This is a genomic window from Noviluteimonas gilva (genome assembly GCF_009740395.1).
Classification (GTDB): Bacteria; Pseudomonadota; Gammaproteobacteria; order Xanthomonadales; family Xanthomonadaceae; genus Noviluteimonas; species Noviluteimonas gilva.
Genome location: NZ_WOXT01000001.1, coordinates 100476 through 121756, shown reverse-complemented (window position 1 = coordinate 121756; position 21281 = coordinate 100476). Strand labels below are relative to the sequence as shown.

Annotated in this window: 21 protein-coding genes; 8 read left to right on the top strand and 13 right to left on the bottom strand. The window is 67.5% G+C overall.

All coding sequences use genetic code 11. The annotated features are described in order from the left end of the window. Positions 1–31: 31 nt before the first annotated feature. Complete coding sequence (locus GN331_RS00535; protein ID WP_156639457.1) at positions 32–1414, bottom strand: L-serine ammonia-lyase; 1383 nt, start codon at positions 1412–1414, stop codon at positions 32–34. A gap of 73 nt (positions 1415–1487) precedes the next feature. On the opposite strand from GN331_RS00535, the gene GN331_RS00530 reads away from it, so the two are divergent. After that, positions 1488–1712, top strand: a complete 225-nt coding sequence (locus GN331_RS00530; RefSeq protein WP_156639456.1) for a glutaredoxin family protein — start codon at positions 1488–1490, stop codon at positions 1710–1712. Here the strand turns inward: GN331_RS00530 and GN331_RS00525 are convergent, their stop codons facing one another. From GN331_RS00525 to GN331_RS00515, 3 genes are read right to left on the bottom strand one after another with little or no spacing between them, the layout of a single operon-like run. Beyond that, complete coding sequence (locus GN331_RS00525) at positions 1713–2285, bottom strand: YceI family protein (RefSeq protein ID WP_425489253.1); 573 nt, start codon at positions 2283–2285, stop codon at positions 1713–1715. Next, a complete protein-coding gene (locus tag GN331_RS00520) occupies positions 2269–2886 on the bottom strand; it encodes a cytochrome b (protein ID WP_231734305.1) in 618 nt (205 codons plus the stop codon). Before GN331_RS00520 ends, GN331_RS00525 begins: the two co-directional genes overlap by 17 nt. Before the next feature lie 17 nt (positions 2887–2903). Then, positions 2904–3638, bottom strand: coding sequence for a YceI family protein (locus GN331_RS00515; protein WP_156639454.1), 735 nt, complete (start codon positions 3636–3638; stop codon positions 2904–2906). Between the two features lie 193 nt (positions 3639–3831). Here GN331_RS00515 and GN331_RS00510 point away from each other — a divergent pair, with 193 nt between their 5' ends. After that, entirely contained in the window at positions 3832–4908 is a 1077-nt protein-coding gene (locus GN331_RS00510; protein WP_156639453.1) for a M23 family metallopeptidase, read from the top strand. Between the two features lie 45 nt (positions 4909–4953). Here GN331_RS00510 and hemE read toward each other — a convergent pair whose 3' ends face one another. From hemE to rph, 8 genes are all read right to left on the bottom strand, one after another. Further along, a complete protein-coding gene (gene hemE, locus GN331_RS00505) occupies positions 4954–6015 on the bottom strand; it encodes a uroporphyrinogen decarboxylase (protein ID WP_331713308.1) in 1062 nt (353 codons plus the stop codon). Between the two features lie 25 nt (positions 6016–6040). Beyond that, on the bottom strand, positions 6041–6298 hold the full coding sequence (locus GN331_RS00500) for a WGR domain-containing protein (RefSeq protein ID WP_156639452.1): 258 nt from the start codon (positions 6296–6298) through the stop codon (positions 6041–6043). Between the two features lie 435 nt (positions 6299–6733). Next, positions 6734–8053: a Xaa-Pro dipeptidase gene (pepQ, locus tag GN331_RS00495; RefSeq protein ID WP_425489252.1), complete on the bottom strand. Its 1320-nt coding sequence runs from the start codon at positions 8051–8053 to the stop codon at positions 6734–6736. 61 nt (positions 8054–8114) lie between these two features. Further along, on the bottom strand, positions 8115–8465 hold the full coding sequence (locus tag GN331_RS00490; protein ID WP_156639450.1) for a PilZ domain-containing protein: 351 nt from the start codon (positions 8463–8465) through the stop codon (positions 8115–8117). Next, positions 8462–10891, bottom strand: coding sequence for a DUF1631 domain-containing protein (locus tag GN331_RS00485; protein WP_156639449.1), 2430 nt, complete (start codon positions 10889–10891; stop codon positions 8462–8464). The genes GN331_RS00490 and GN331_RS00485 overlap by 4 nt, the downstream gene beginning before the upstream one ends. Positions 10892–11029: 138 nt before the next feature. Then, entirely contained in the window at positions 11030–12193 is a 1164-nt protein-coding gene (gene hemW, locus GN331_RS00480) for a radical SAM family heme chaperone HemW (RefSeq protein WP_156639448.1), read from the bottom strand. Positions 12194–12207: 14 nt separating this feature from the next. Beyond that, positions 12208–12801: an RdgB/HAM1 family non-canonical purine NTP pyrophosphatase gene (gene rdgB, locus GN331_RS00475; protein ID WP_331713391.1), complete on the bottom strand. Its 594-nt coding sequence runs from the start codon at positions 12799–12801 to the stop codon at positions 12208–12210. Positions 12802–12806: 5 nt separating this feature from the next. Continuing rightward, positions 12807–13535, bottom strand: a complete 729-nt coding sequence (gene rph / locus GN331_RS00470; protein WP_156639447.1) for a ribonuclease PH — start codon at positions 13533–13535, stop codon at positions 12807–12809. Positions 13536–13621: 86 nt separating this feature from the next. On the opposite strand from rph, the gene GN331_RS00465 reads away from it, so the two are divergent. From GN331_RS00465 to rpoZ, 3 genes are all read left to right on the top strand, one after another. Further along, positions 13622–14482 (top strand): YicC/YloC family endoribonuclease, encoded by an 861-nt coding sequence (locus GN331_RS00465; protein WP_331713390.1) that lies wholly within the window; start codon positions 13622–13624, stop codon positions 14480–14482. Positions 14483–14487: 5 nt separating this feature from the next. Then, positions 14488–15117 carry a guanylate kinase gene (gene gmk, locus GN331_RS00460; protein WP_156639445.1) on the top strand — a complete coding sequence of 210 codons (630 nt, stop codon included), beginning with the start codon at positions 14488–14490 and terminating at the stop codon, positions 15115–15117. Between the two features lie 104 nt (positions 15118–15221). After that, complete coding sequence (gene rpoZ / locus GN331_RS00455; protein ID WP_156639444.1) at positions 15222–15521, top strand: DNA-directed RNA polymerase subunit omega; 300 nt, start codon at positions 15222–15224, stop codon at positions 15519–15521. A 38-nt stretch (positions 15522–15559) separates the two neighbouring features. Here the strand turns inward: rpoZ and GN331_RS00450 are convergent, their stop codons facing one another. Then, positions 15560–16351, bottom strand: coding sequence for a transporter (locus GN331_RS00450; RefSeq protein WP_156639443.1), 792 nt, complete (start codon positions 16349–16351; stop codon positions 15560–15562). A gap of 179 nt (positions 16352–16530) precedes the next feature. Between GN331_RS00450 and GN331_RS00445 the strand changes: the two genes are divergently transcribed. From GN331_RS00445 to recG, 3 genes are read left to right on the top strand one after another with little or no spacing between them, the layout of a single operon-like run. After that, on the top strand, positions 16531–18720 hold the full coding sequence (locus GN331_RS00445; protein ID WP_156639442.1) for a RelA/SpoT family protein: 2190 nt from the start codon (positions 16531–16533) through the stop codon (positions 18718–18720). A 47-nt stretch (positions 18721–18767) separates the two neighbouring features. Then, positions 18768–19151, top strand: a complete 384-nt coding sequence (locus tag GN331_RS00440) for a RidA family protein (RefSeq protein WP_156639441.1) — start codon at positions 18768–18770, stop codon at positions 19149–19151. 17 nt (positions 19152–19168) lie between these two features. Beyond that, positions 19169–21277, top strand: coding sequence for an ATP-dependent DNA helicase RecG (recG, locus tag GN331_RS00435; RefSeq protein WP_331713307.1), 2109 nt, complete (start codon positions 19169–19171; stop codon positions 21275–21277). The last annotated feature ends 4 nt before the right edge of the window (positions 21278–21281 follow it).

Sequence of the window (21281 nt, the reverse complement as noted above, 5' to 3'; positions counted from 1 at the left end):
CTCCGGTTCCCGGTTCCCTGGTTCCCTGCTTTCAACACTCGATGACGTTGACCGCGAGACCGCCGCGCGAGGTTTCCTTGTACTTGTCCTGCATGTCCCGGCCGGTGTCGCGCATGGTCTTGATGACCTTGTCGAGCGAGACCTTGTGCTTGCCGTCGCCACGCAGCGCCATGCGCGAGGCATTGATCGCCTTCACCGCGCCCATCGCGTTGCGTTCGATGCAGGGGATCTGCACCAGGCCGCCGATCGGGTCGCAGGTCAGGCCGAGGTTGTGCTCCATGCCGATTTCGGCAGCGTTCTCGATCTGGCCCGGCGAGCCGCCGAGCGCGGCGGTCAGGCCCGCGGCCGCCATCGAACACGCCACGCCGACTTCGCCCTGGCAACCGACTTCCGCGCCGCTGATCGACGCGTTCTCCTTGTAGAGGATGCCGACGGCCGCGGCGGTGAGCAGGAAGTCGAACACGCCCTGTTCGTTCGCATTGGGGCAGAAGCGATCGTAGTAGTGCAGCACCGAGGGAATGATGCCGGCCGCGCCATTGGTCGGCGCGGTGACCACGCGACCGCCGGCGGCGTTCTCTTCGTTCACCGCGAGCGCGTAGAGGTTCACCCAGTCGAGCACGGTGAGCGGATCGCGCATCGCCGCCTCGGGGCGCACGGACAACTCGGCGAACAACGCCGGCGCACGGCGCTGCACGTGCAGGCCGCCCGGCAGCGTGCCGCTTTGACGGATGCCGCGCTGCACGCAGGACTGCATCGCGCGCCAGATCTCGCGCAGGTTGTCCTTGATTTCGTCGTCGCTGCGCCACGCATGCTCGTTGTCGAACATCAGTTGCGCGAACGTCTTGCCCGTCGCCTCGGCCTGCGCGAGCAGGTCTGCGCCGCTGTGGAAGGGATGCGCGAGTTCGGTGGTGTCGGCGACGATGCGGTCTTCCGCCGCTTCGTCCTGGTTGACCACGAAGCCGCCGCCGACCGAGTAGTAATCGCGCGTGGCGAGCACGTTGCCCTCGGCGTCGAACGCGGTGAAGCGCATGCCGTTGGTGTGGAAGGGCAGCTTCTGGCGCTTGTTCATGACGAGGTCCTGCTTCTCGTCGAACGCCACTTCATGCTTGCCGAGCAGGTTGATGCGCTTGGTGCCGCGGATGCGTTCCAGCGACGCCGGGATGATGTCCGGGTCGATCAGGTTCGGCATGTGGCCTTCCAGGCCCATGAGCACGGCCTTGTCGGTGCCGTGGCCGCGGCCGGTGAGCGCCAGCGAGCCGAACACTTCCGAGCGCACGCGCGCGACCTGCGACAACTTACCCGACGCATCGAGCCACTTCTCCGCGAACCGGCACGCCGCGCGCATCGGACCGACCGTGTGCGAGGAACTCGGTCCGACGCCGATCTTGAACAGGTCGAAGGTGCTGACGGCCATGGATTCACGGGACTGCTTGCGGGAAGCCCCTATTCTATTCCCCTCCCAGCCGCGATACCCGAACGCCACCACCATGCGCCTGCGTCTGTTCCAGCGCGACGACTGCCCCCTGTGCGACGAGGCCCTCGCGGTGCTCGCCGCCGCGCGCACGCCCGACTTCGAACCGGTGTGGATCGACGACGATGCCGAGCTCGAAGCCCGTTACGGCGAGCGCGTGCCTGTCCTGCGCGACGAGCTCAACGACGCCGAGCTCGACTGGCCGTTCACCGCCGACCGCGTCCGCGCCTTCGTGGGCTGATCACTTCGCCGCGAAGACGACCTTCGTGGCGACCTTGATCTCGTTGGGCAGCAGGGAGACATCGGCCCATTCGCCGCCCCCCACGCCGAACTCCAGGCGCTTCACCGTCGCGCTGCCCTGCAGCACGGGATGGGCGCCCGGTGTCCAGGTGAACGTGAGCGTCACCGGTTTGGTCACGCCGCGCAGCGACAGCGTGCCGTCGGCCGCATAGCGGTTGCCGCCGAGCGCGCGGAACTTCGTCGCCGTGTAACGCGCCTGCGGGAAACGCGCGCCGTCGAAGAACGCGGTGCCGCGCATCTCCGGATCCATCTCGTCGTTGCCGACGGTCGCGGTCGCGATGGGGATCGACACATCGAGCTTGCTGGAAGCCAGTTGCGCCGGATCGAAATGGAAGCTCGTCCTGAAGCCGGGGAAGCTGCCCGAGAACGGATCGCCCTGGTAGGTGCCCGAAAATTGCAGCGACGATCCGTTGGTCTGCACGTAGTCTGCGGCCCATGCGCCGAAGGAAGACGCGCACAACGCAATGGCGAGCGCGGCGCGGCGCACGAACGGACGATCAACCATGGCGGACATCCTCATCGGCGGACGGTGCAGGCAGCCAACCGCGCGGCAACATGCGCGCAAGCGTGGCGTCCCGCTGGAACAGGTGGTGGTAGAAGGCGGCGCCGGCGTGGACCAGCACCAGAAGGATCAACAGCCAGAACAGCGTTTCGTGCACGGTTTCGGTGAGTTCGTGCAGGTCGCGGTCGCGCCCGACGAGCGCCGGCACGCGGAACAAACCGAACCACCACAACGGAAACCCCGACGCGGAATTCATCACCCATCCGCTGATCGGCATCGCGAACAACAACACGTACAAGCCGATGTGCGAAACATTGGCGATGCGGTGCTGCCAACGCGGAACGGTGGGAATCGCAGGCGGCGTGCCGGCGTACAGGCGCCACAGCAGGCGCAGCGTCACCAGCGCGAGGATCGTCAAACCGATCGACTTGTGCAGCGCGAACATGCGCACCTTGTCGGGGCTGCTCGGCATCTCGACCATCGTCAGGCCGATGATCGCCATCGCCAGGATGCCGACCACGATGAGCCAGTGGAACAGTTGGCTCACGGCGCCCCAACGGTCCACGTTGCGCAGGCGCGGGGCGGGCGAATCGATCGGCATCGGGGCGCTCATCGTGGGCAGTGTGGGAGTTACGGTGTGGTGGTCGCGTTGGATGCGGGCGCGACCGTCGAGGTTCCCGCGGGCATGACTTGCGTCGACGGCTCGGGCGGCATCGCTTGCGTCGACGCTGCCGGCGGCGCGGCCTGCGTCGTCGGTGCGGCCACGCCGGAGGCGTCATCGCGCGTGCGCGTGCCTTCGGCTTCGATGCGGATTTCCACCGCATCGCCGACGACGCTCGGCCACGACGTGATCGCGAAGGCCTTGCGGCTCAGCGTGCCGGTCGCGGAGAAACCCGCGGTGCGGCGGAAGGGCGGCATCGGATGGCGCTTGGCCTGGTGGAAGACGACATCGAGTTGCACTTCGCGCGTGACGCCGTGCAGCGTGAGATTGCCGAAGACTTTCGCGTGCGTGGCATCGACCGGCTCGACGCGCGTGGACACGAACGTCGCGTCCGGATGCTTCTTCACATCCAGGAACGTGCGATCCAGCACCGCGTCGTTCCACTTCTTGTCGCCGAGGTCCAGGCGCGTCATCGGGATCTTCGCTTCCACGCGCGCGCTCGCCCAATCATCGGGGTCGAACACCAGCGTTCCCGTCGTGCCCGACACCGTGCCCATCGGATTGGAAAAGCCCGCGTGGCTCACCGCGAACATCACGCGCGTGTGCACCGGATCGAGCGCGTACACCGTCTCCGCCGCGTGCGCGCCCACGGATGCGAGCAGCAGGGCGAGGACAGCCGCGTGTCGCGCGAATCGATGGGACATGGGCTTCAATGGCTCGGCGGGGACGAGGGGTGGATGGCCCGCGCGGCGCGAAAGGTTCGACCGCGCGGGACGGGCCATCCTAGACCGGCCCGCGTGAATCGTCTGCCGGTCGCCGCTGGAACGATGCATCCCCTGCAACCGAGGGCCGCGCGGGCGTATCGATTGGGGAAGACCTCTCGATGGAAGCCCACCCATGCGCCTGTGGTTGTTGACCCTGCTCCTGGCCGCCGCGCCCCTGGCCGCCGCACCCACCGCGACCACGTTGCCGGCGCACCCGCTGATCGAACGCACGCGCGACGCGCAGCACCTGAACTTCGACCTGGTGTTCGCCAACGACGGCGACCAGCCCCTGGAACTCACGGGCCTGGAAGTGACGCTGTTCGATCGCGAAGGCCGCTTCTTTTCGCAACGTCGGCTCGATCGCAACGGCGATTCGACGACGATGTCGCTCGCGACCTTGCCCAACCGCACCTTGCCGGCGAAGGGCAGGCTGGTCGTGTTCAATCCGTTCGCGTCGTTCGCGGGCGATGCGTGGCTCGGCGATCTGCGTTACGTCGCCACGTTCCGGCAGGGCGAAGATGGTCCGGAGTCGAAGGTCGAACTTCGCGTCGCACCGGAAGCCTTCGCACCGAAGACCGCGCTGCGCCTGCCGCTCGATGGCGAGATCTTCGTGCACGACGGCCACGACCTGCTCGCACACCATCGCCGACTGGACATCACCGGCGGCATGACCACGCACTTCGGCATCAATGCGAACTTCATGCGATACGCGCACGACTTCACGATCGCCGATGCGCAAGGAAAGCTGTATCGCACCGACGGCGCGACACCGGAAGACTGGTACGGATTCGGCGCGCCGGTGCACGCGACCGGCGACGGCATCGTGCGCGCGATGCGCGACGGTGCGCGCGACAACCGCAAGGGTGGGCCGCCGCCGTTCGAACAGGACGCGATCATGAAGGACCTGACGCTGTTCCTCGGCAACTACGTGGTCATCGACCACGGCAACGGCGAGTACAGCCTGTTCGCGCACCTGAAGCAGGGCAGCGTGCGCGTGCGCGAAGGCCAGCGCGTGAAGCAGGGCGAGGTCATCGGCGCGATGGGCATGTCGGGCGATGCCTTCCTCGTGCACCTGCATTACCAACTGCAGTCGGGCCCGAAGTGGGAGGAAGGCTTGCCGGCATATTTCGCGAATGTGCAGGTCAAAACCGGCGATGCCTGGTCTGCGCAGTACACCGGCCCGGTGGATTCCGGCGACCTCGTTCGCTGAGCCCCTCCCTGCGTGCAGGGAGGGGTTGGGGAGGGTGCGCGCGCGTCAGCGCGCGCTATGCCGATGCACTTCGTCGACCAGCGCTCCAACGTGTTCGGGGTTCATGTCCGGCGACAGGCCATGCCCGAGGTTGAACACATGCCCCTCGCGCGAACCGCCATTGCCGGCCGCATAGCTGTCGAGCGCTTCACGCACGCGCGCACGCACGCTGTCGGGCGAGCCGTACAACATCGCCGGATCCAGGTTGCCCTGTAGCGCGACCTTGCCCTGCGTGCGACGCGCCGCTTCGTCGAGTTCGATCAACCAGTCGACGCCGACGCCTTCCGCGCCGCTCGCCGCGAGTTCCTCGAGATACGGCGCGTTGCCCTTGCCGAACAGGATCAAGGGCGCATCGCCGCGCTCGAGTTCGCGCGCGATGCGCGTGAGATAGGGCAGCGAGAATTCGCGATACATCGACGGCGACAACACGCCGCCCCACGTATCGAAAACCTGCAACGCCTGTGCACCGGCTTCGCGCTGCGCGCGCAGATACGCGATCACCGCATCGGTGTTGACCGACAGCAGCGCGTGCATCGCCTTCGGATCGTCGAGCGCGAGGCGCTTGACCTTCGAGAAGTTGTCGCTGCCGCCGCCTTCGACCATGTAACAGGCGAGCGTCCACGGACTGCCGGAAAAGCCGATCAACGGCACGCGGCCATCGAGCTCGCGACGGATCACCGACACCGCATCCATCACGTAGCGCAGTTCGCTGCCCATGTCGGGCACGGCGAGCTTTGCGATGTCGGCGGCGCTGCGCACGGGACGTTCGAACTTCGGGCCTTCGCCTTCGACGAAGTACAACCCCAGGCCCATCGCATCGGGCACGGTGAGGATGTCGGAGAACAGGATCGCGGCGTCGAGGTCGAAGCGCGCGAGCGGCTGCAACGTGACTTCGCACGCGAGGTCGGGGTTCTTCGCCATCGCCAGGAAACTGCCGGCCTTGGCGCGCGTGGCGCGGTATTCCGGCAGATAGCGGCCGGCCTGGCGCATGAGCCACACGGGCGTGGCGTCGACGGGTTCGCGACGCAATGCGCGCAGGAAGCGATCGTTCTTCAGGGTGGGGGTCACGCGGGTTCTTCCGGAAATAAGGTGGTCAGGGGCGCGGTGCTTCGGCGCCCTGCACGAACATCAGCTGGAAGCCTTTCTTCAATTGCAGGTCGCGGGCGTGTTCGAACGCGGCCAGCGCGCTGCCCTGGTCGAGGTATTGCTCGCGCCGGAGCGTGCTGCGCCCGCCGATCTGCCCCGACTCGCGCACGAGCGTCCACCCACCGAGCAGGTCGGCCTCGAGCTGGAGCTGGACGAAGCGCGGAGCCTCGCGACCGGTGGGTCGTTCTTGCAGGAGCAGGCGCATGGGGCGGGCATTGTAGCGCCGCTTCGCCCATCAGGCCGCCGCGAGGAACCTCGCCTGCCGGAGGTGACGTAGTCACGACGGTGCGCGCGCCGAGGTGGGCGAGGTTCCGTCCATCTGGAGTGCTGGCAGTAGGCGCGGCCCCATCAAAGGCCGACGCCCCCATTCAAAAGCGGAAGTCGCGCATCAATACGTGTAGTGCGCAGTGGACGTCGCGTTGAAGGCCACATTGCGGAGCGTGAGCTCTTGCGGAGCAATGTGGCCTTCAATGCGGCGCACCGCTGCGCCCAACTGGTGGAGGCGCACAAACAGCAACGATGATGGTTCTGCGTACTGCACCTCGGCTGGCTTTACCCCACCCAAAAAGAAACCCGCCGATGGCGGGCTTCTTTTTGACCTCCCCTGGAGGGGAGGTGCGCCCGCTGGTGGAGTCGACACTCAGGAAGCGAACGCTTCCCGGGTCAAATTGATCGGCGCATCGTCCGTGCACACCACGTCGTCTTCGATGCGGATGCCGCCGAAGGGGCGGAACGCATCGACGCGGCCCCAGTCGACACTCGGCCCCAGCCCGCGATCCTTCAACTGCTCCAGCAGCATGTCGATGAAATAGATGCCCGGCTCGATCGTCACCACCATCCCCGGCGCGAGCGTGCGCGTCAGGCGCAGATACGGATGCCCCTGCGGCTTCGGCAGCGTGCCACCGCGATCGCTCTCCGCGAATCCGGCCACGTCGTGCACCTGCAACCCGATCCCGTGCCCGATCCCGTGCGGGAAGAACGCCGACGACACGCCCGTCTCCACCGCAACTTCCGGCGTGACCGTGATCAGGCCGAACTCCTTCAGGATGCGCGACAACGACAGATGCGCATCCAGGTGCAGCTGGCGATAGTCGAACCCGTTGCGCACCTGGTCGCACATCGCCAGTTGCGCGCGATCGACCGCATCGATCATCGCCTGGAATTCATCGCCCGTGTCCTGCGAATACGTGCGCGTGATGTCGCACGCGTAACCATCGTTCGCCGCGCCCGCGTCGATCAGGAAGCTGCGCACCGGCTTGGGCGGCAAGCGATCGCGATCGGTGTAATGCAGCACCGCGCCGTGCTCGTTCAACGCGACGATGTTGCTGTAGGGCAGATCGTTCGCGTCCTGCCCGGCGGCCTGGCAATAAGCGAGATGAATACCGAATTCGCTGGCGCCCGCGCGAAACGCGCGCTCGGCCGCGCGATGCGCGCGCGCACCGATGCGGCTGGCGGCGCGCATCTTCTCGATTTCGTACGGCGTCTTGAACGCGCGGTGGTATTCGAGGTACGCAACGACCGCTTCGGGATTGTTCGGCACGAACTCACCGAGTGCACTCTGCGGCTCGCCGAGGATCGCGCAACGCGCAACCTGTTTCGGCAGATGCTGCAACGCTTCTTCGGCCGTGCGGATGATCACGACATCCATGTGTTCGACCCAATCGCCCGACGGCGCGCTCGGCACCACGTGCCAATAGTCGAACGGCTGCAGGTAGATCACCTTCGGCCGCTGGCCCGGCTGGTACACCAGCCAGCTGTCGGGCACGCGCACCAGCGGCAGCCATGCCTTGAATTGCGGGTTCACCGCGAACGGGTAATCGCGGTCGTCGAAGAACTGGAAGTGCAGGCGCCCGCTCGGCACGACCAGCGCATCGAAGCCGCCGCGCTGCAACGCTTCATCGGCGCGCTGCTTCAGCGTATCGAGGTGGTCTGCGTAGAGTGCGAAAAGATCGGGACGCATGGCGGGCGCTCGTGGTGCGGTGGGGGTCCACATTCTGCCCCAACGCAGGCCCGCCGGATGTTTACTCGAATTGCCCGCCCGGGCCGTCGATCCAGTCGCGCAGTTGCTTCATGTGATCGTCCGGCACCGTGATGAAGCGGAAGCCGCTCCAGCGCTGGCCCGAGGCGTGGGCGGCGTCCTGCCAGAGCAGGTGCGCGCCGACTTCGATCGGGGCCTCGCGGCCCTGCGGATCGTTGAGGTTGAAACGGAACTGGTACAGCGCGTCTTCCTGCATCGCGGTGTTGGCCATCAGCAGCATGCCGGTCTCCGACAGGTTGCCCAGGCGACCGACGACCGCATCGACCATCGTGTCCACCACGATCACCGTGTCGGCGACCTTGCGGCGCTTGGCACGGCGGAATTCGTCGATCATGCGTCTTCCTCCTTGTCCTTGTCCTTGCCGCCGGCGAAGCTGCGCAGCGCGCCGAGCGCGGCCTGCCAGGCGCGGTCGACCAGGCGGCCCTTGTCGGCGGTGACGATGTAGGCCTGGCCGATCGCGATCATCCGCGCCAGGCTGTCGAGCGACTGCTCGCCCAGGCGCTGGCCGCGTTGGTTGACGAACAACGCGTTGTCGGTGATCGGGCTGAACCAGGAGAGGCGACGACGCACGCGGTCGCCCTGCTGGTTGGAGACGAACTCGAACCACGTGCCGAAGGGCAGGGTGCGCAGGTGTTCGTACGCGGCCTGCTCGTCGGGATTGCGCGCCGACAGCTTCGGCTTGGGCGTCTCGGAGTCTTCGCCCAGGCGCGCGCGCGCCTTGAGCTTCATCGCAAGCTCGGTGCGCGAAGCCGGGTCGTCTTCGTCCTCGGCGATGCCCGTCGTCAGGCGACGCGCGATCGCCGCGGCTTCGTCGATGTGGTAACCGACCTGGACCAGCGAGCTTTCGATCTGCTGCGTGAGCTGCGGATCGACCTCGCCCGTCGCCTTGCCGGTGGTCGCCGCGACGATGTGCTGCGTGGCTTCGAGCTGGCGCTGCCACTCTTCCGAATCCTCGCCGTGGCGCAGCAGCGACAGGGTGAGCACGTCGGCCCACGCCTGGTTGAGCAGCGCGCGCACGAACTTCGGCAGGCGCTGGTCGCGCACCGAGGCTTCGATGACTTCGTTCGAACGGCGCTTGGCGAGTTCGAGTTTTTCCTTGCCGCGCGCGGCTTCGACGTGGCGGCGCTCGGTGACTTCGGCCTTGCGCGCGAGTTGCTGCAGGCTGCCCTGCAATTCGCGGTTCGCCGTTTCGAATGCAGCCGGGTCTTCGCGGAAATTCTGGACGACGTGTTCGACCGCGCTGCGCAGCGAGTGCACGAGCTGCGGGTCGACTTCCTCGTCGCCGAGCCAGGTCGCGCCGGATTCGGCGACCGCATTGAGCAACTGGCGAGCCGGATGCTGCTGGCGGACGAAGAACGCGCGGTCCTGCAACGCGACGCGCAACAACGGCACCTGCAGGCGGCCGAGCAGGCCGACGGCGGGCGTGTCGCGCCGCACTTCGCGCTCGATCTGCGAATACAGCATGCCGAGCAGTTCGAACGCGTCGTTGTCTTCGCGCGAGAACGCCGCGCCCTTGCCGTGCACCTGGCGCGATTGCGCGAGCAGCGTCTGCTTGATGTCGAGCAGGCTGCGCGGGCTGCCGGTGGGCGAGGTGGCGGGCGCGGCGACCAGGGTGTCGAGCGCACGCAGCAAATCGGGCGTGGTGAGTTCCTGGCGCGTGCGTTCCGGGCGGCCCGGGCGCAGCTTGCCGATCAGGTCGCGGCGGCCGGACAGCAATTGCTCCAGCAGCGCGTACGCCTGTTGTTCGTCGTAACCGGCTTCTTCGCCGTCGGCTTCGCCCATCCACGCCGTGTGCGGACGCAGTTGTTCGCCCCGGCCCATGACGCGGCCGCGGCCGCCGCCCACGCGGGGCTGCGCGGAATCGCCGCCGCCGCCGGTGCCCGAATCGGGCGGCGCCGTGCCTGCCGCATGTTGGATCTCGTCGCCGCCGCCGAGCGCGAAGCTCCCGCCGTCGCCACCACCACCGCCACCGCCCGCGTTTTGCGGCGGTGCGACTTTCTCGCGGCGCGGCTGCGGCTTGGCGTTCTGCACGCTCGGCCGCAGGCGCAGCGGCACGTAGGCCAGGCTGGGAAGGATGCCGTCGCGCTCGAGCAGCGCGTTCATCGTTTCGGCCAGGTGCGTGTAATGCACCATCACGATGCGGTCGAAGGTGCGGAACAGCAGCAGGCGGGCTTCGAGCCCGATCTGCAATGCGTTGGTGGCCTCGCGCAGGATGCGGCCCAGCATCTGCGGGCCCACCGCGAGGCGCTCGGCGTCGAAGGCCGGCGCGCCGGCGAGCACGCCGAAGCGCTGGCCGAGCAGGTGCAGCGGCAGGCTCGCGCGCGATTCGTGGCGCAGCGCGATGTCGCGCAGCACCGACTCTTCGTCCATCGAGTCGTCGTCGACCAGGCTCAGGTTGCGGAACGAGGGCGGCTTGGTGCCGATGGACGCGAGCTTCGCCGCGAGCTTGGGATCGCGGATGCCGGCCAGCGCCGCTTCAAGGCCGATCAGGTAACGCGGGACGAGGTCGGCCCGGTTCAGCCGCAACGTGCGCAAGGTTTCCATGTGCCCGGCCTGGATGCCGGGATTGCGCGCATGGTCGGCGAGCCGGAACAGTTGCTGCTCGGCCTCGTTGAGCATTTGCGAGAGATGGCGGGCCATCTCGTCGGAGACGAAGCTGAGAAGGTGCTCCATCACCCGGCGCACGCGACGTGGCAGGTTGGCGGAGGCCAGGGTCGCCGGAGGCGTGTGGGTGCCGGGCAGGTCGAACGAAACGGGCATCGGTCGCTCGCGCGGTGCTATTGACAGCTAGATAACACGACAGTGTTGCGCCCGCCACACATGCTTGCGTTGCGCCGCCGCATCGGTGTCGCCGGGGGGCGCGATTCGACGGGGCGGGTCGGGCATCGACCCGGGGCGTCACTCGTCGGCGAGGAACAGCTCGATGACGTCGTTGGTGAAGCGCCGGCCCAGCTCGGTCGGCCGCACGTGACCCGCGGTATCCACGGTGAGCCAGCCCTGTTCGCGCGCCTGTTCCAGCTGCGGCGCGATGGCCGAGCGCGGCAGGCCGGTGCGCGCTTCGAATGCATCCAGCCCGAAGCCCTCATGCAAGCGCAGGGCGTTGAGCATGTAGTCGAAGGGCAGGCGATGCGTGGCCAGGGTTTCGTCGCCGCCGATCGAACCGGGCGTGCCGGCCTTGGCCAGGTACTCGGTGGGATGCTTGACCTTCCACCGGCGCAGCACTTCCTGCGATGCGCCCAGCGTGAGCTTGCCGTGCGCGCCGGCGCCGATGCCGAGGTAATCGCCGAAGCGCCAGTAATTGAGGTTGTGCTGCGACTGCCGCCCGGGCTTTGCGTAGGCCGAGACTTCGTAGTGCGCGAAGCCCGCTTCGGCGATCCGCGCCTGGCAGGCCTCCTGGATGTCCCAGCTCTCGTCGAGGCCGGGGATGCCCTGCGGCGGGCGCGCGGCGAACACCGTGTTGGGTTCGAGCGTGAGCTGGTAGTGCGACAGGTGCGCCGGCTGGAGCGCGAGCGCGCGCTCGACGTCGTACACCGCCATCTCCAGCGTCTGCTCGGGCAGCGCGTACATCAGGTCGAGGTTGATGTTGTCGTAGCCCGCGTCCTGCGCGAGCTTCACCGCGCTGTCGGCTTCGCGACTGTCGTGGATGCGGCCCAGGCGTTGCAGGCACGCATCGTCGAAACTCTGGATGCCGAAGCTCAAACGATTCACGCCCGCGGCCCGATAGCCTTCGAAGCGTCCGTGTTCGGCCGTGCCCGGGTTGGTTTCGAGCGTGATTTCCAAGCCCGGCGCGAAGCGCAGGCGCGCGCTCGCCTGTTGCAGGAACGCATCGATGGCTTCGGGCGGAAACAACGACGGCGTGCCGCCACCGAAGAACACCGAATGCACGACCCGGCCCCACGCGAGCGGCAGGTCTTGGTCGAGGTCGGCGATCAGCGCATCGATGTACGCGCCGAAGGGGAGCACGCCGCGCTTTTCATGCGAATTGAAATCGCAGTACGGACATTTGCGCACGCACCAGGGCAGGTGGACGTACAGCGACAGCGGCGGCGTGACGAGGGACATCGGGTTTTACGGAATCAAAGTTCGTGCAGGCGCGCGCGCAACGTGGCGAGCGCGAGGCCGCGATGACTGCGCGCGTGCTTGGTCGCCGCATCGAGTTCGGCCGCCGAGCGCGCGAGCACCGGATCGAGGAAGACCGGGTCGTAACCGAAACCGCCATCGCCGCGCGGTGCATGCAGGATGCGGCCGGGCCAGCGGCCTTCGGCGATGATCGGTTGCGGATCGTCGGGCGTGCGCAACAGCACGACGACGGCGTGGAAATGCGCGGTGCGTTGCGCGTCCGGAACGTCGCGCATTGTTTCCAGCAACTTGGCGATGTTCGCCTGCGCATCGCCGTGCGTGCCCGCGTAACGCGCCGAATACAAACCCGGCGCGCCGCCGAGCGCATCGACGCACAGGCCCGAATCGTCGCCGAGTGCCGGCAAGCCGGTTTCGCGCGCGGCGTGGCGTGCCTTGAGCAGCGCGTTCTCGACGAAGGTCAGTCCGGTTTCGTCGATGTCCTGCACGCCGAATTCGGATTGCGCGTGCAGGTCCAGGCCGACGTCGGCGAGCAGGTCGCGGAGTTCGACCAGCTTGCCCTTGTTGCCGCTTGCCAGCACCAACTTGCGCACATCGTTCACCGTTGCGCCAACGCCTCGCGCTGCGCGGCGAACAATTCCGCGATGCCGGTTTCGGCCAGCGCGAGCAGGCGATCGAGTTCGTCGCGACGGAAGGCGTGGCCCTCGGCCGTACCCTGCAGTTCGATGAAGCCGCCGCCGTCGTTCATCACCACGTTCATGTCGGTGTCGCAGTTGCTGTCCTCGGCGTAATCGAGGTCGAGCACCGGCACGCCGTTGAAGATGCCGACCGACACCGCGGCGACCGCGCCGAAGATCGGGTCTTTCGTGATTTCGCGGCGCTGCTGCAGATGGCGGATCGCATCGACCAGGGCGACGTACGCACCGGTGATGGCGGCCGTGCGCGTGCCGCCGTCGGCCTGCAGCACATCGCAATCGAGCGTGATGGTGCGTTCGCCCAGGGCCCTGCGGTCGACGCAGGCGCGCAAGGCGCGGCCGATCAGGCGCTGGATTTCGAGCGTGCGACCGCCCTGTTTGCCGCGGGCGGCTTCGCGATCGGAGCGGGTATGCGTGGCGCGCGGGAGCATGCCGTACTCGGCCGTGACCCAGCCTTCGCCCTTGCCGCGCAGGAACGGCGGGACCTTGTTGTCGATGCTCGCGGTGCACAGCACGCGCGTGTCGCCGAAGGAGACGAGGACCGAGCCTTCGGCATGGCGCGTGAAGCCGCGCTGGAGGGTAACCGCCCGCAGTTGTTCGGGCATGCGGCCGCTGGGGCGCACGACGCTCATGAGGATTCCGGGGGGACGCAGGAGGCGGGCGCCTAGATTACCATCCGCCCCTGCGCCGCCCCGGCATGAACTTCATTGGACACCCTGTGATCCGCAGCATGACCGCCTTCGCCTCCGGCGAACGCACGACCCCCTGGGGCACGCTGTCGTGCGAGTTGCGCTCGGTGAACCATCGCTTCCTGGAAATCGGCACCCGCCTGCCCGACGACCTGCGCGCGCTGGAACCGGCGCTGCGCGAACGCATCAGCGCGCGGATCTCGCGCGGCAAGGTCGACGTCGGCATGCGCCTGCGCGCACCGGAAGGCGGCGAGACCTTGCAGGTGGACGCGGTCGTGGTCGAGCAACTCGCGGGCATCGCACGCGAGATGCTGCCCAAGTTTCCGATGATGCAGGTCGGCTTCACCGAACTGCTGCAATTCCCCGGCGTGCTCGGCACGCGCGCGACCGACACCGCCGCGCTCCACGCCGAAGCGCTCTCGCTGCTCGATCAGGTGATCGCCGAGTTCGTCGCCTCGCGCGAACGCGAAGGCGCCAACCTCGCCGCGGTGATTTCCGAACGCAACGCGGGCATCGCGCGCATCGCCGCCGACGTGCGCACGCTGGTGCCCGCGATTCGTGCGGGGCTCAAGCAGAAACTCGAAGCGCGCCTGGCCGATCTCGCGCAGCCGGTGGATCCCGGCCGCTTCGAACAGGAACTCGTGCTCGGGCTGCAGAAGCTCGATGTCGACGAGGAACTCGATCGCCTCGACAGCCACATCGCCGAACTCAAGCGCGTGCTGGGCCAGAAGGAACCGGTCGGCCGTCGCCTCGATTTCCTGCTGCAGGAATTCAACCGCGAGGCGAACACGCTAGGCAGCAAGTCGGTCGATGCGCGCACCTCCGGCGCGGCGGTCGAGCTCAAGGTGCTGATCGACCAGATCCGCGAACAGATCCAAAACATCGAATGAGCCAGATGCGCGGAACCCTCTTCGTGGTCGCCGCGCCTTCGGGCGCCGGCAAGTCCAGCATCGTCAATGCGTGCCTGGCGCGCGACAGCAACATCCGCCTGTCGATCTCGTTCACCTCGCGCGCCGCGCGCCCGGGCGAGCGGCACGCCGAGCATTACCACTTCGTCAGCGCCGAGCAATTCCAGCAGATGGTCGCCAAGGGCGACTTCTTCGAACACGCGCTCGTGCATGGCGACTGGAAGGGGACGGCGAAACAGTCGGTTGAACCGCAACTGGCCGCCGGCCACGACGTGCTGCTGGAAATCGACTGGCAGGGTGCGCTGCAGGTCCGCAAGCAGGTGCCGGAGGCGGTGAGCGTCTTCATCCTGCCGCCCTCGCGCGAGGCGCTGGAAGAGCGGATGCGCAAGCGCGCGCAGGACAGCGAGGAGACGATCCAGCGCCGCCTGTCCGCCGCGCGCGAGGAGATGTCGCACTACGACGAGTTCGACTACGTCATCGTCAACGAGCACTTCGCCGACGCGGTCTCCGAGATGTGCGCGATCTTCGTGGCAAGCCGCCTGCGCCGGCCGATGCAGCAGGTGCGCCATGGCGCCCTGATCGCCGCCCTGCTGGCGGGCGATGGGTCCGGTTCGTGAACCTAACTCACTGATTTCCAAGAAACCTGCTTGCATCGCAAGCAGCCGCGCCCCTACAATCGCGCCCCTTCTGTTTCTGCCAGGCCGCAAGGCCCCGGAGCCCCATGGCCCGCATTACCGTCGAAGATTGCCTGGAAGTGGTCGATAACCGCTTCGAACTCGTGATGATGGCCGCCAAGCGCGCGCGCCAGCTCGCCAACGGCGTCGAGCCCCGCATCGACAACTCCGAAAACAACGACAAGCCCACGGTCCTCGCCCTGCGCGAGATCGCCGCCCGTCAGATCGACACCGATTACATCGATGCCGTCGACAAGGCCGAGCGCGAGCGCAAGGAGCGCGAAGCCCTCGAATGGGCCGCCGCCGAAGTGGTCGCCGACGACGACATGTCCAAGGGCGACGACTGAAGACACGACGAAGCCCCGCGAAAGCGGGGCTTCTGCTTTCAGGACTTCGGGTACAGCAGGGTCACCGTCAGGCGCAGCCCCCAGTCCGGTGCGCCGGCCGGCCCCTGCGCCACCCACATGACGCCGCCCTGCACGCTGAACATCTGGCGTTTGGCGGGGATCACCTGGCTCACGCCGAGGTTCAGGGGGACGGTCCAGCGACTGGCCTTCCAGTCGTAAGTGGCTTCGGCATTCGCCGAGAGCGTCCGCCCCGGGCCGATGCGCCGGGAGAGGAAGGGCTGCACGAAGGTCGCGCTGAAGGCCTTGCCGTCTCCGCCGCCGACCGACACCAGGTGGTTGGCCAGTCCGCCATAGGTCCAGCCGGACGGCGTTTGCCGCAAGGCGACCGCCGTCGGCCCCGCCCCCGTGCGATCGCTGCCCAACAGATCGTTGCTTGCGATCGGCAGCAGGAACGCCGGTCCGACGCCCCACGTCCACCCGCTCGCGGTCGTCGCCTTGGGCGAGAAGAACAGGCTCTGCGTGACGTTGCCGATGCCGCGTTGCGAGGTGCCGGGCACGAGATCGTGCTGCTCGATGATCGGCACGATGGTGCGCGAGATCAGGTTCCAGTCTTCGCCAATCGAGAAGGGCACCACCGGTTGGATGTTGAGACGCGTGCGCGTCCCGTCGTCGAGTGGCCCCAGGCCGCGCTCGAAGTTGAACTGGAAGGGCACGCTCGCCAGGTCGGCGATCGGATTGGAGAGCTTCCTGGCCACGGCGTCGGCATCCTGCGCGAACGCCGGGGCCGCGATGCAGGTGGACAGGAAAAGGGCGGAGCGGAACACGCGCATGTCGAAGGTCCGGGAGCAGGCGAAAGCCTTCCAAGCGCACGTCGCGTGCCAGCCGCAAGTGATTGAATCGTCGTGATCGCGGGCCGCGGATCGGTCGATTTCGCACACCCCTGGTGGCTGCGTGCCACCAGCGCCGCCACCGGTTTGCCGCCTTGGGCCCGCACGCGTAGGCTGGCTCCATGCGTTCCCCCGAACCCGCGCCCCTGCTCGCCGAACCGCCGTCGACCCCGGTGGTCCCCGAGTACGTCCTCGCGCTGGAGAAGGCCGCCTCCTATCTCCCGTCGGACCAACTCGGCCTGCTGCGCCGGGCCTGGGCCGTCGGGGCCGCGGCCCATGTGGGCCAGACGCGCAAGTCGGGCGAGCCCTACATCACGCACCCGGTCGCGGTGGCGACGGTGCTGGCGGAAGAGCGCCTCGACGTCGAAACCCTGATCGCCGCGATCCTCCACGACACGATCGAGGACACGCCGCTCACGCGCCTGGCGATCGCCAAGGAGTTCGGCGAAACGGTGGCCGACCTGGTCGACGGCGTCACCAAGCTGGACAAGCTCCAATTCCGCGACCGCCAGGAAGCCGCCGCCGAAAGTTTCCGCAAGATGCTGCTGGCGATGGCGCGCGACCTGCGCGTGATCCTGATCAAGCTCGCCGACCGCCTGCACAACATGCGCACGCTCGGCGCGCAGAGCGTCGAAGCGCGCCGCCGCATCGCGACCGAAACCCTGGAGATCTACGCGCCCATCGCGCAGCGCCTGGGCATGAACCTGATCAAGGCCGAGCTGCAGGATCTCGGCTTCCGCGGCCTGCATCCGTGGCGGCATGCGGTGATCGAAAAGCGCATCCGCATGCAGCCGGTCGTGCGCCGCGAATCGCTGACCCAAATCGAGGCGCGCCTCGCGCAGCGCCTGACGAAGGAAGGCTTCTCGTACCGCTTGGTCGGCCGCATCAAGTCGCCGTGGAGTATCTACAGCAAGATGCGCGCGGAAGGAAAGACGCTCGACCAGGTGATGGATGTCTTCGGCTTCCGCATCGTCGTGCGCACCGTGCCGGAGTGTTACCACGCGCTGGGCGTGGTCCACACCGCGTTCAAGCCGCTGGACGGGCGCTTCCGCGATTTCGTCGCGATCCCGAAGGCCAACGGTTACCAGTCGCTGCACACGGTGTTGTTCGGGCCCTACGGCTCGCCGATCGAAGTGCAGATCCGCACCGAAGAAATGGACCTGATCGCCGAACGCGGCATCGCGGCGCACTGGTCGTACAAGCACGGCGGCGAGACGCCGACGAGTGCGCAGAGTCGCGCGCACCAGTGGATCGCCAACCTGGTGGAATCGCAGCGCTCGACCGGTTCGTCGCTGGAGTTCCTCGAGAACGTCAAGGTCGATCTGTTCCCCGACGAGGTGTACCTGTTCACGCCGAAGGGCGCGATCCTCTCGTTGCCGCGCAACGCGACCGTGCTCGATTTCGCGTACGCGGTGCACACCGATGTCGGCAACAAGGCCGTTGCCGCGCGCGTGGATCGCGCGCTGGTGCCGCTGCGCACCAAGCTGGTGAGCGGGCAGACGGTGGAGATCATCACCGCCAAGTCGTCGACGCCGAAACCGCAGTGGCTGGAATTCGTCGTCTCCGGCAAGGCGCGCACCGCGATCCGCCACCAGCTCAAGCATCTGGAACACGAAGATGCCGTGCAGCTTGGCCATCGCATGCTCGATCGCTCGCTGGAAACGCTGGGCACGTCGCTCGACCGATTGCCGCAGCAGCACCTGGAATCGTATCTGCACGAGCATCGCTACCCGCGGCTGGAAGCGCTGCTCGCCGACATCGCACTCGGCAATCGCATGCCGTCGCAGGTCGCGAACGTCCTCGCGCGCCGCGCGCCCGATGTCGCCGACAACAACATGCTGCTCGACGCCGCGGGCCTGTTCCGTCCTTCGACCGACCGCATCCTGATCACCGGGCAGGAGCGCGGGGTCATCACCTTCGCCAACTGCTGCCTGCCGATTCCGGGCGACGAGATCATGGGCTACCACACCGCCGGCCGCGGCATCGTGGTGCACCGGATCGAATGCCCGAACGTCGTCGAGTTGCGCAAGTCGCCCGAACGCTGGGTGCCGGTGGGCTGGGATCGCGAAGTCACGGGCGATTACCAGGCCGCGCTGAAGATCGAAGTCGACAATCGGCCGGGCGTGCTCGCGCAGGTCGCCGCGGCGATCGCGCAGGCCGAGTCGAACATCGACCGCGTGGAATACGTCGAGCGCGACAGCAACATCAGCGCCATCCGCTTCTCGATCGAAGTGCACGACCGCAAGCACCTGGCCGACGTGATCCGCCGCGTGCGCCGCCTGCACGTGGTGCATGGCGTGCAGCGCCTGTAGGGGCCGTTACACTTGCGCATCGCCTTCATTTGAACGGAGCTGCACCGATGCCCCGCCAGCCCATCCATTCCGACCGCGCGCCCGCGGCCATCGGTCCGTATTCGCAGGCCACGCGCGCCGGCGACATGGTGTTCCTCTCCGGCCAGATCGCGCTGGATCCCGCCACCGGCCTGCTGGTCGAAGGTGGCGTCGAGGCGCAGGCACGCCGCGCGTTCGACAACCTCAAGGCGGTGTGCGAAGCGGCCGATGCCTCGCTCGAAGATGTGGTGCGCCTGGGCCTGTATCTCACCGACCTCGGCCAGTTCGCCATCGTGAACCAGGTGATGTCGGAGTATTTCGACGCACCGTATCCCGCGCGTTCGACCATCGAGGTGTCCGGGCTTCCGCGCGGCGCGCAGTTCGAAGTCGACGCCATCCTCGTCCTGCGCTGACGCATCCGACGCACCGCGTGGCGCGCGTCGCTCGACCGATCCCCGGATTCGCCGCCGCAGGCGATGCGCCGCTGTCGTCGCTCGGCGGCGTAGGCCCGCGCGTGGCCGAAAAGCTCGCGACGCGCGGCCTGCTCACGCTGCAGGACCTGTGGCTGCATTTGCCGCGCCAGTACGAAGACCGCACGTCGCTCACGCCGATCCGTGCGTTGAAGCCGGGACAGCCGGCGCAGATCGAAGGCATCGTCGAAGCGGTGGATCGCGGGTTTCGCTTCCGTCCTTCGCTGCGCGTGGCTATCGGCGACGACTCGCAGTCGACACTCGTGCTGCGCTTCTTCCATTTTCGTGCGCAGCAGGCGGCGCAATTCGCGCCTGGCACGCGCGTGCGCTGCTACGGCACGCCGCGCGCCGGTGCGAAGGGCATGGAGATCGTGCATCCCAGTTACCGCGTGGTCGGCGAGGCCGGCGATGCGCTCGGTGAATTGCTCGATCCGGTGTATCCGGCGATCGAAGGCATCGGCCCCGGCGCGCTGCGCAAATTGATCGGGCAGGCGCTCGACAAGTTGCCCGACGCCGACGCGCTGGAATTGCTGCCGGAGACTATGCGTGCGGAACTCGATCTGCCGTCGCTCCGCGATGCCTTGCTGACGATGCACCGCCCGCCGCGCGATGCGGACATCAATGCCTTGCTCGCAGGCACGCATCCGGCGCAGCAGCGGCTCGCGCTCGAAGAATTGCTCGCGCACAACCTCAGCCTGCGCCGTCAGCGCATCGCCTTGCAGCGCCATCGCGCGCCGGTACTCGATTCGCCGGGCGTGCTGGCGGGGCGTTTGCAGAAGTCGCTGCCGTTCGCGCTGACCGGTGCACAGGCGCGTGTGTATGCGCAGTTGCGTCACGATCTCGCTCAGCCGCATCCGATGTTGCGCCTCGTGCAGGGCGACGTGGGCAGCGGCAAGACCGTGGTCGCTGCGTTGGCGGCGATGCTCGCCGTCGAAGGTAAACGCCAGGCGGCGTTGATGGCGCCGACGGAACTGCTCGCCGAACAACATCTGACGAATCTGCGCGGCTGGCTCGAACCGCTCGGCGTGCGCGTCGCGTGGCTCGCGGGCAAGGTCACCGGCAAGGCGCGTGCGAGCGTGCTCGCGGCGGTGGCGTCGGGGGAAGCGCAGGTCGTTGTCGGCACGCATGCGTTGATGCAGGAAGGCGTGGCGTTCAACGATCTCGCGTTGGCGATCGTCGACGAACAACATCGCTTCGGTGTGCACCAGCGCCTCGCGTTGCGCGACAAGGGCACCGGCGGCGACAGCGTGCCGCATCAACTCGTCATGACGGCCACACCGATCCCGCGCACGCTCGCGATGGCGGCCTACGCCGATCTCGATGTCTCCGCGATCGACGAACTCCCACCGGGCCGAACGCCGGTGCAGACCGTCGCGCTCAGCAGCGATCGCCGGCCCGAACTGATCGAACGCATCCGCGCAGCATGCGCGGAAGGGCGCCAGGCGTACTGGGTCTGCACGCTGATCGACGACTCCGATGAAGTGATTGCGCAGGCCGCGCAGACCACGTTCGAAATGTTGTCCGCCGCGTTGCCGCATGTGCGCGTCGGGCTTGTGCACGGGCGCATGAAGGCCGCCGAGAAGCAGGCGACGATGCGCGCGTTCAAGGAAGGCGCGCTCGATCTACTCGTGGCGACGACCGTGATCGAAGTCGGCGTCGACGTGCCGAACGCTTCGCTGATGATCATCGAAAACGCCGAACGGCTCGGCCTCTCGCAGTTGCACCAGTTGCGCGGACGGGTGGGGCGGGGTAGTGCGGTCTCTTCTTGCGTGCTGCTCTACCAATCGCCGCTGTCGATGATGGCCAAGCAACGCCTGGAAACGATGCGCGAAACCAACGACGGTTTCGTGATCGCGGAAAAGGACCTGCAACTGCGCGGCCCGGGCGAATTGCTGGGCACGAAACAGACGGGCCTGGCCGCGTTCCGCGTCGCCGACCTGGTGCGCGACGCCGCGATGCTGCCGCAGGTGCGCGCACTCGCCGACCGCTTGCTCGCCGACGATCCCGCGCTCGCCGATCGCGTCATCGACCGTTGGGTCGGTGGCGCGGCGCGTTACGCTTCCGCATAAGATT

Excerpts from the sequence above, each read along its gene's own strand:
- GN331_RS00535 (WP_156639457.1), bottom strand. The coding sequence starts at position 1,414 with ATGGCCGTCAGCACCTTCGACCTGTTCAAGATCGGCGTCGGACCGAGT.
- GN331_RS00530 (WP_156639456.1), top strand. The coding sequence starts at position 1,488 with ATGCGCCTGCGTCTGTTCCAGCGCGACGACTGCCCCCTGTGCGACGAG.
- GN331_RS00525 (WP_425489253.1), bottom strand. The coding sequence starts at position 2,285 with ATGTCCGCCATGGTTGATCGTCCGTTCGTGCGCCGCGCCGCGCTCGCC.
- GN331_RS00520 (WP_231734305.1), bottom strand. The coding sequence starts at position 2,886 with ATGAGCGCCCCGATGCCGATCGATTCGCCCGCCCCGCGCCTGCGCAAC.
- GN331_RS00515 (WP_156639454.1), bottom strand. The coding sequence starts at position 3,638 with ATGTCCCATCGATTCGCGCGACACGCGGCTGTCCTCGCCCTGCTGCTC.
- GN331_RS00510 (WP_156639453.1), top strand. The coding sequence starts at position 3,832 with ATGCGCCTGTGGTTGTTGACCCTGCTCCTGGCCGCCGCGCCCCTGGCC.
- GN331_RS00500 (WP_156639452.1), bottom strand. The coding sequence starts at position 6,298 with ATGCGCCTGCTCCTGCAAGAACGACCCACCGGTCGCGAGGCTCCGCGC.
- pepQ (WP_425489252.1), bottom strand. The coding sequence starts at position 8,053 with ATGCGTCCCGATCTTTTCGCACTCTACGCAGACCACCTCGATACGCTG.
- GN331_RS00490 (WP_156639450.1), bottom strand. The coding sequence starts at position 8,465 with ATGATCGACGAATTCCGCCGTGCCAAGCGCCGCAAGGTCGCCGACACG.
- GN331_RS00485 (WP_156639449.1), bottom strand. The coding sequence starts at position 10,891 with ATGCCCGTTTCGTTCGACCTGCCCGGCACCCACACGCCTCCGGCGACC.
- hemW (WP_156639448.1), bottom strand. The coding sequence starts at position 12,193 with ATGTCCCTCGTCACGCCGCCGCTGTCGCTGTACGTCCACCTGCCCTGG.
- rph (WP_156639447.1), bottom strand. The coding sequence starts at position 13,535 with ATGAGCGTCGTGCGCCCCAGCGGCCGCATGCCCGAACAACTGCGGGCG.
- gmk (WP_156639445.1), top strand. The coding sequence starts at position 14,488 with ATGCGCGGAACCCTCTTCGTGGTCGCCGCGCCTTCGGGCGCCGGCAAG.
- rpoZ (WP_156639444.1), top strand. The coding sequence starts at position 15,222 with ATGGCCCGCATTACCGTCGAAGATTGCCTGGAAGTGGTCGATAACCGC.
- GN331_RS00450 (WP_156639443.1), bottom strand. The coding sequence starts at position 16,351 with ATGCGCGTGTTCCGCTCCGCCCTTTTCCTGTCCACCTGCATCGCGGCC.
- GN331_RS00445 (WP_156639442.1), top strand. The coding sequence starts at position 16,531 with ATGCGTTCCCCCGAACCCGCGCCCCTGCTCGCCGAACCGCCGTCGACC.
- GN331_RS00440 (WP_156639441.1), top strand. The coding sequence starts at position 18,768 with ATGCCCCGCCAGCCCATCCATTCCGACCGCGCGCCCGCGGCCATCGGT.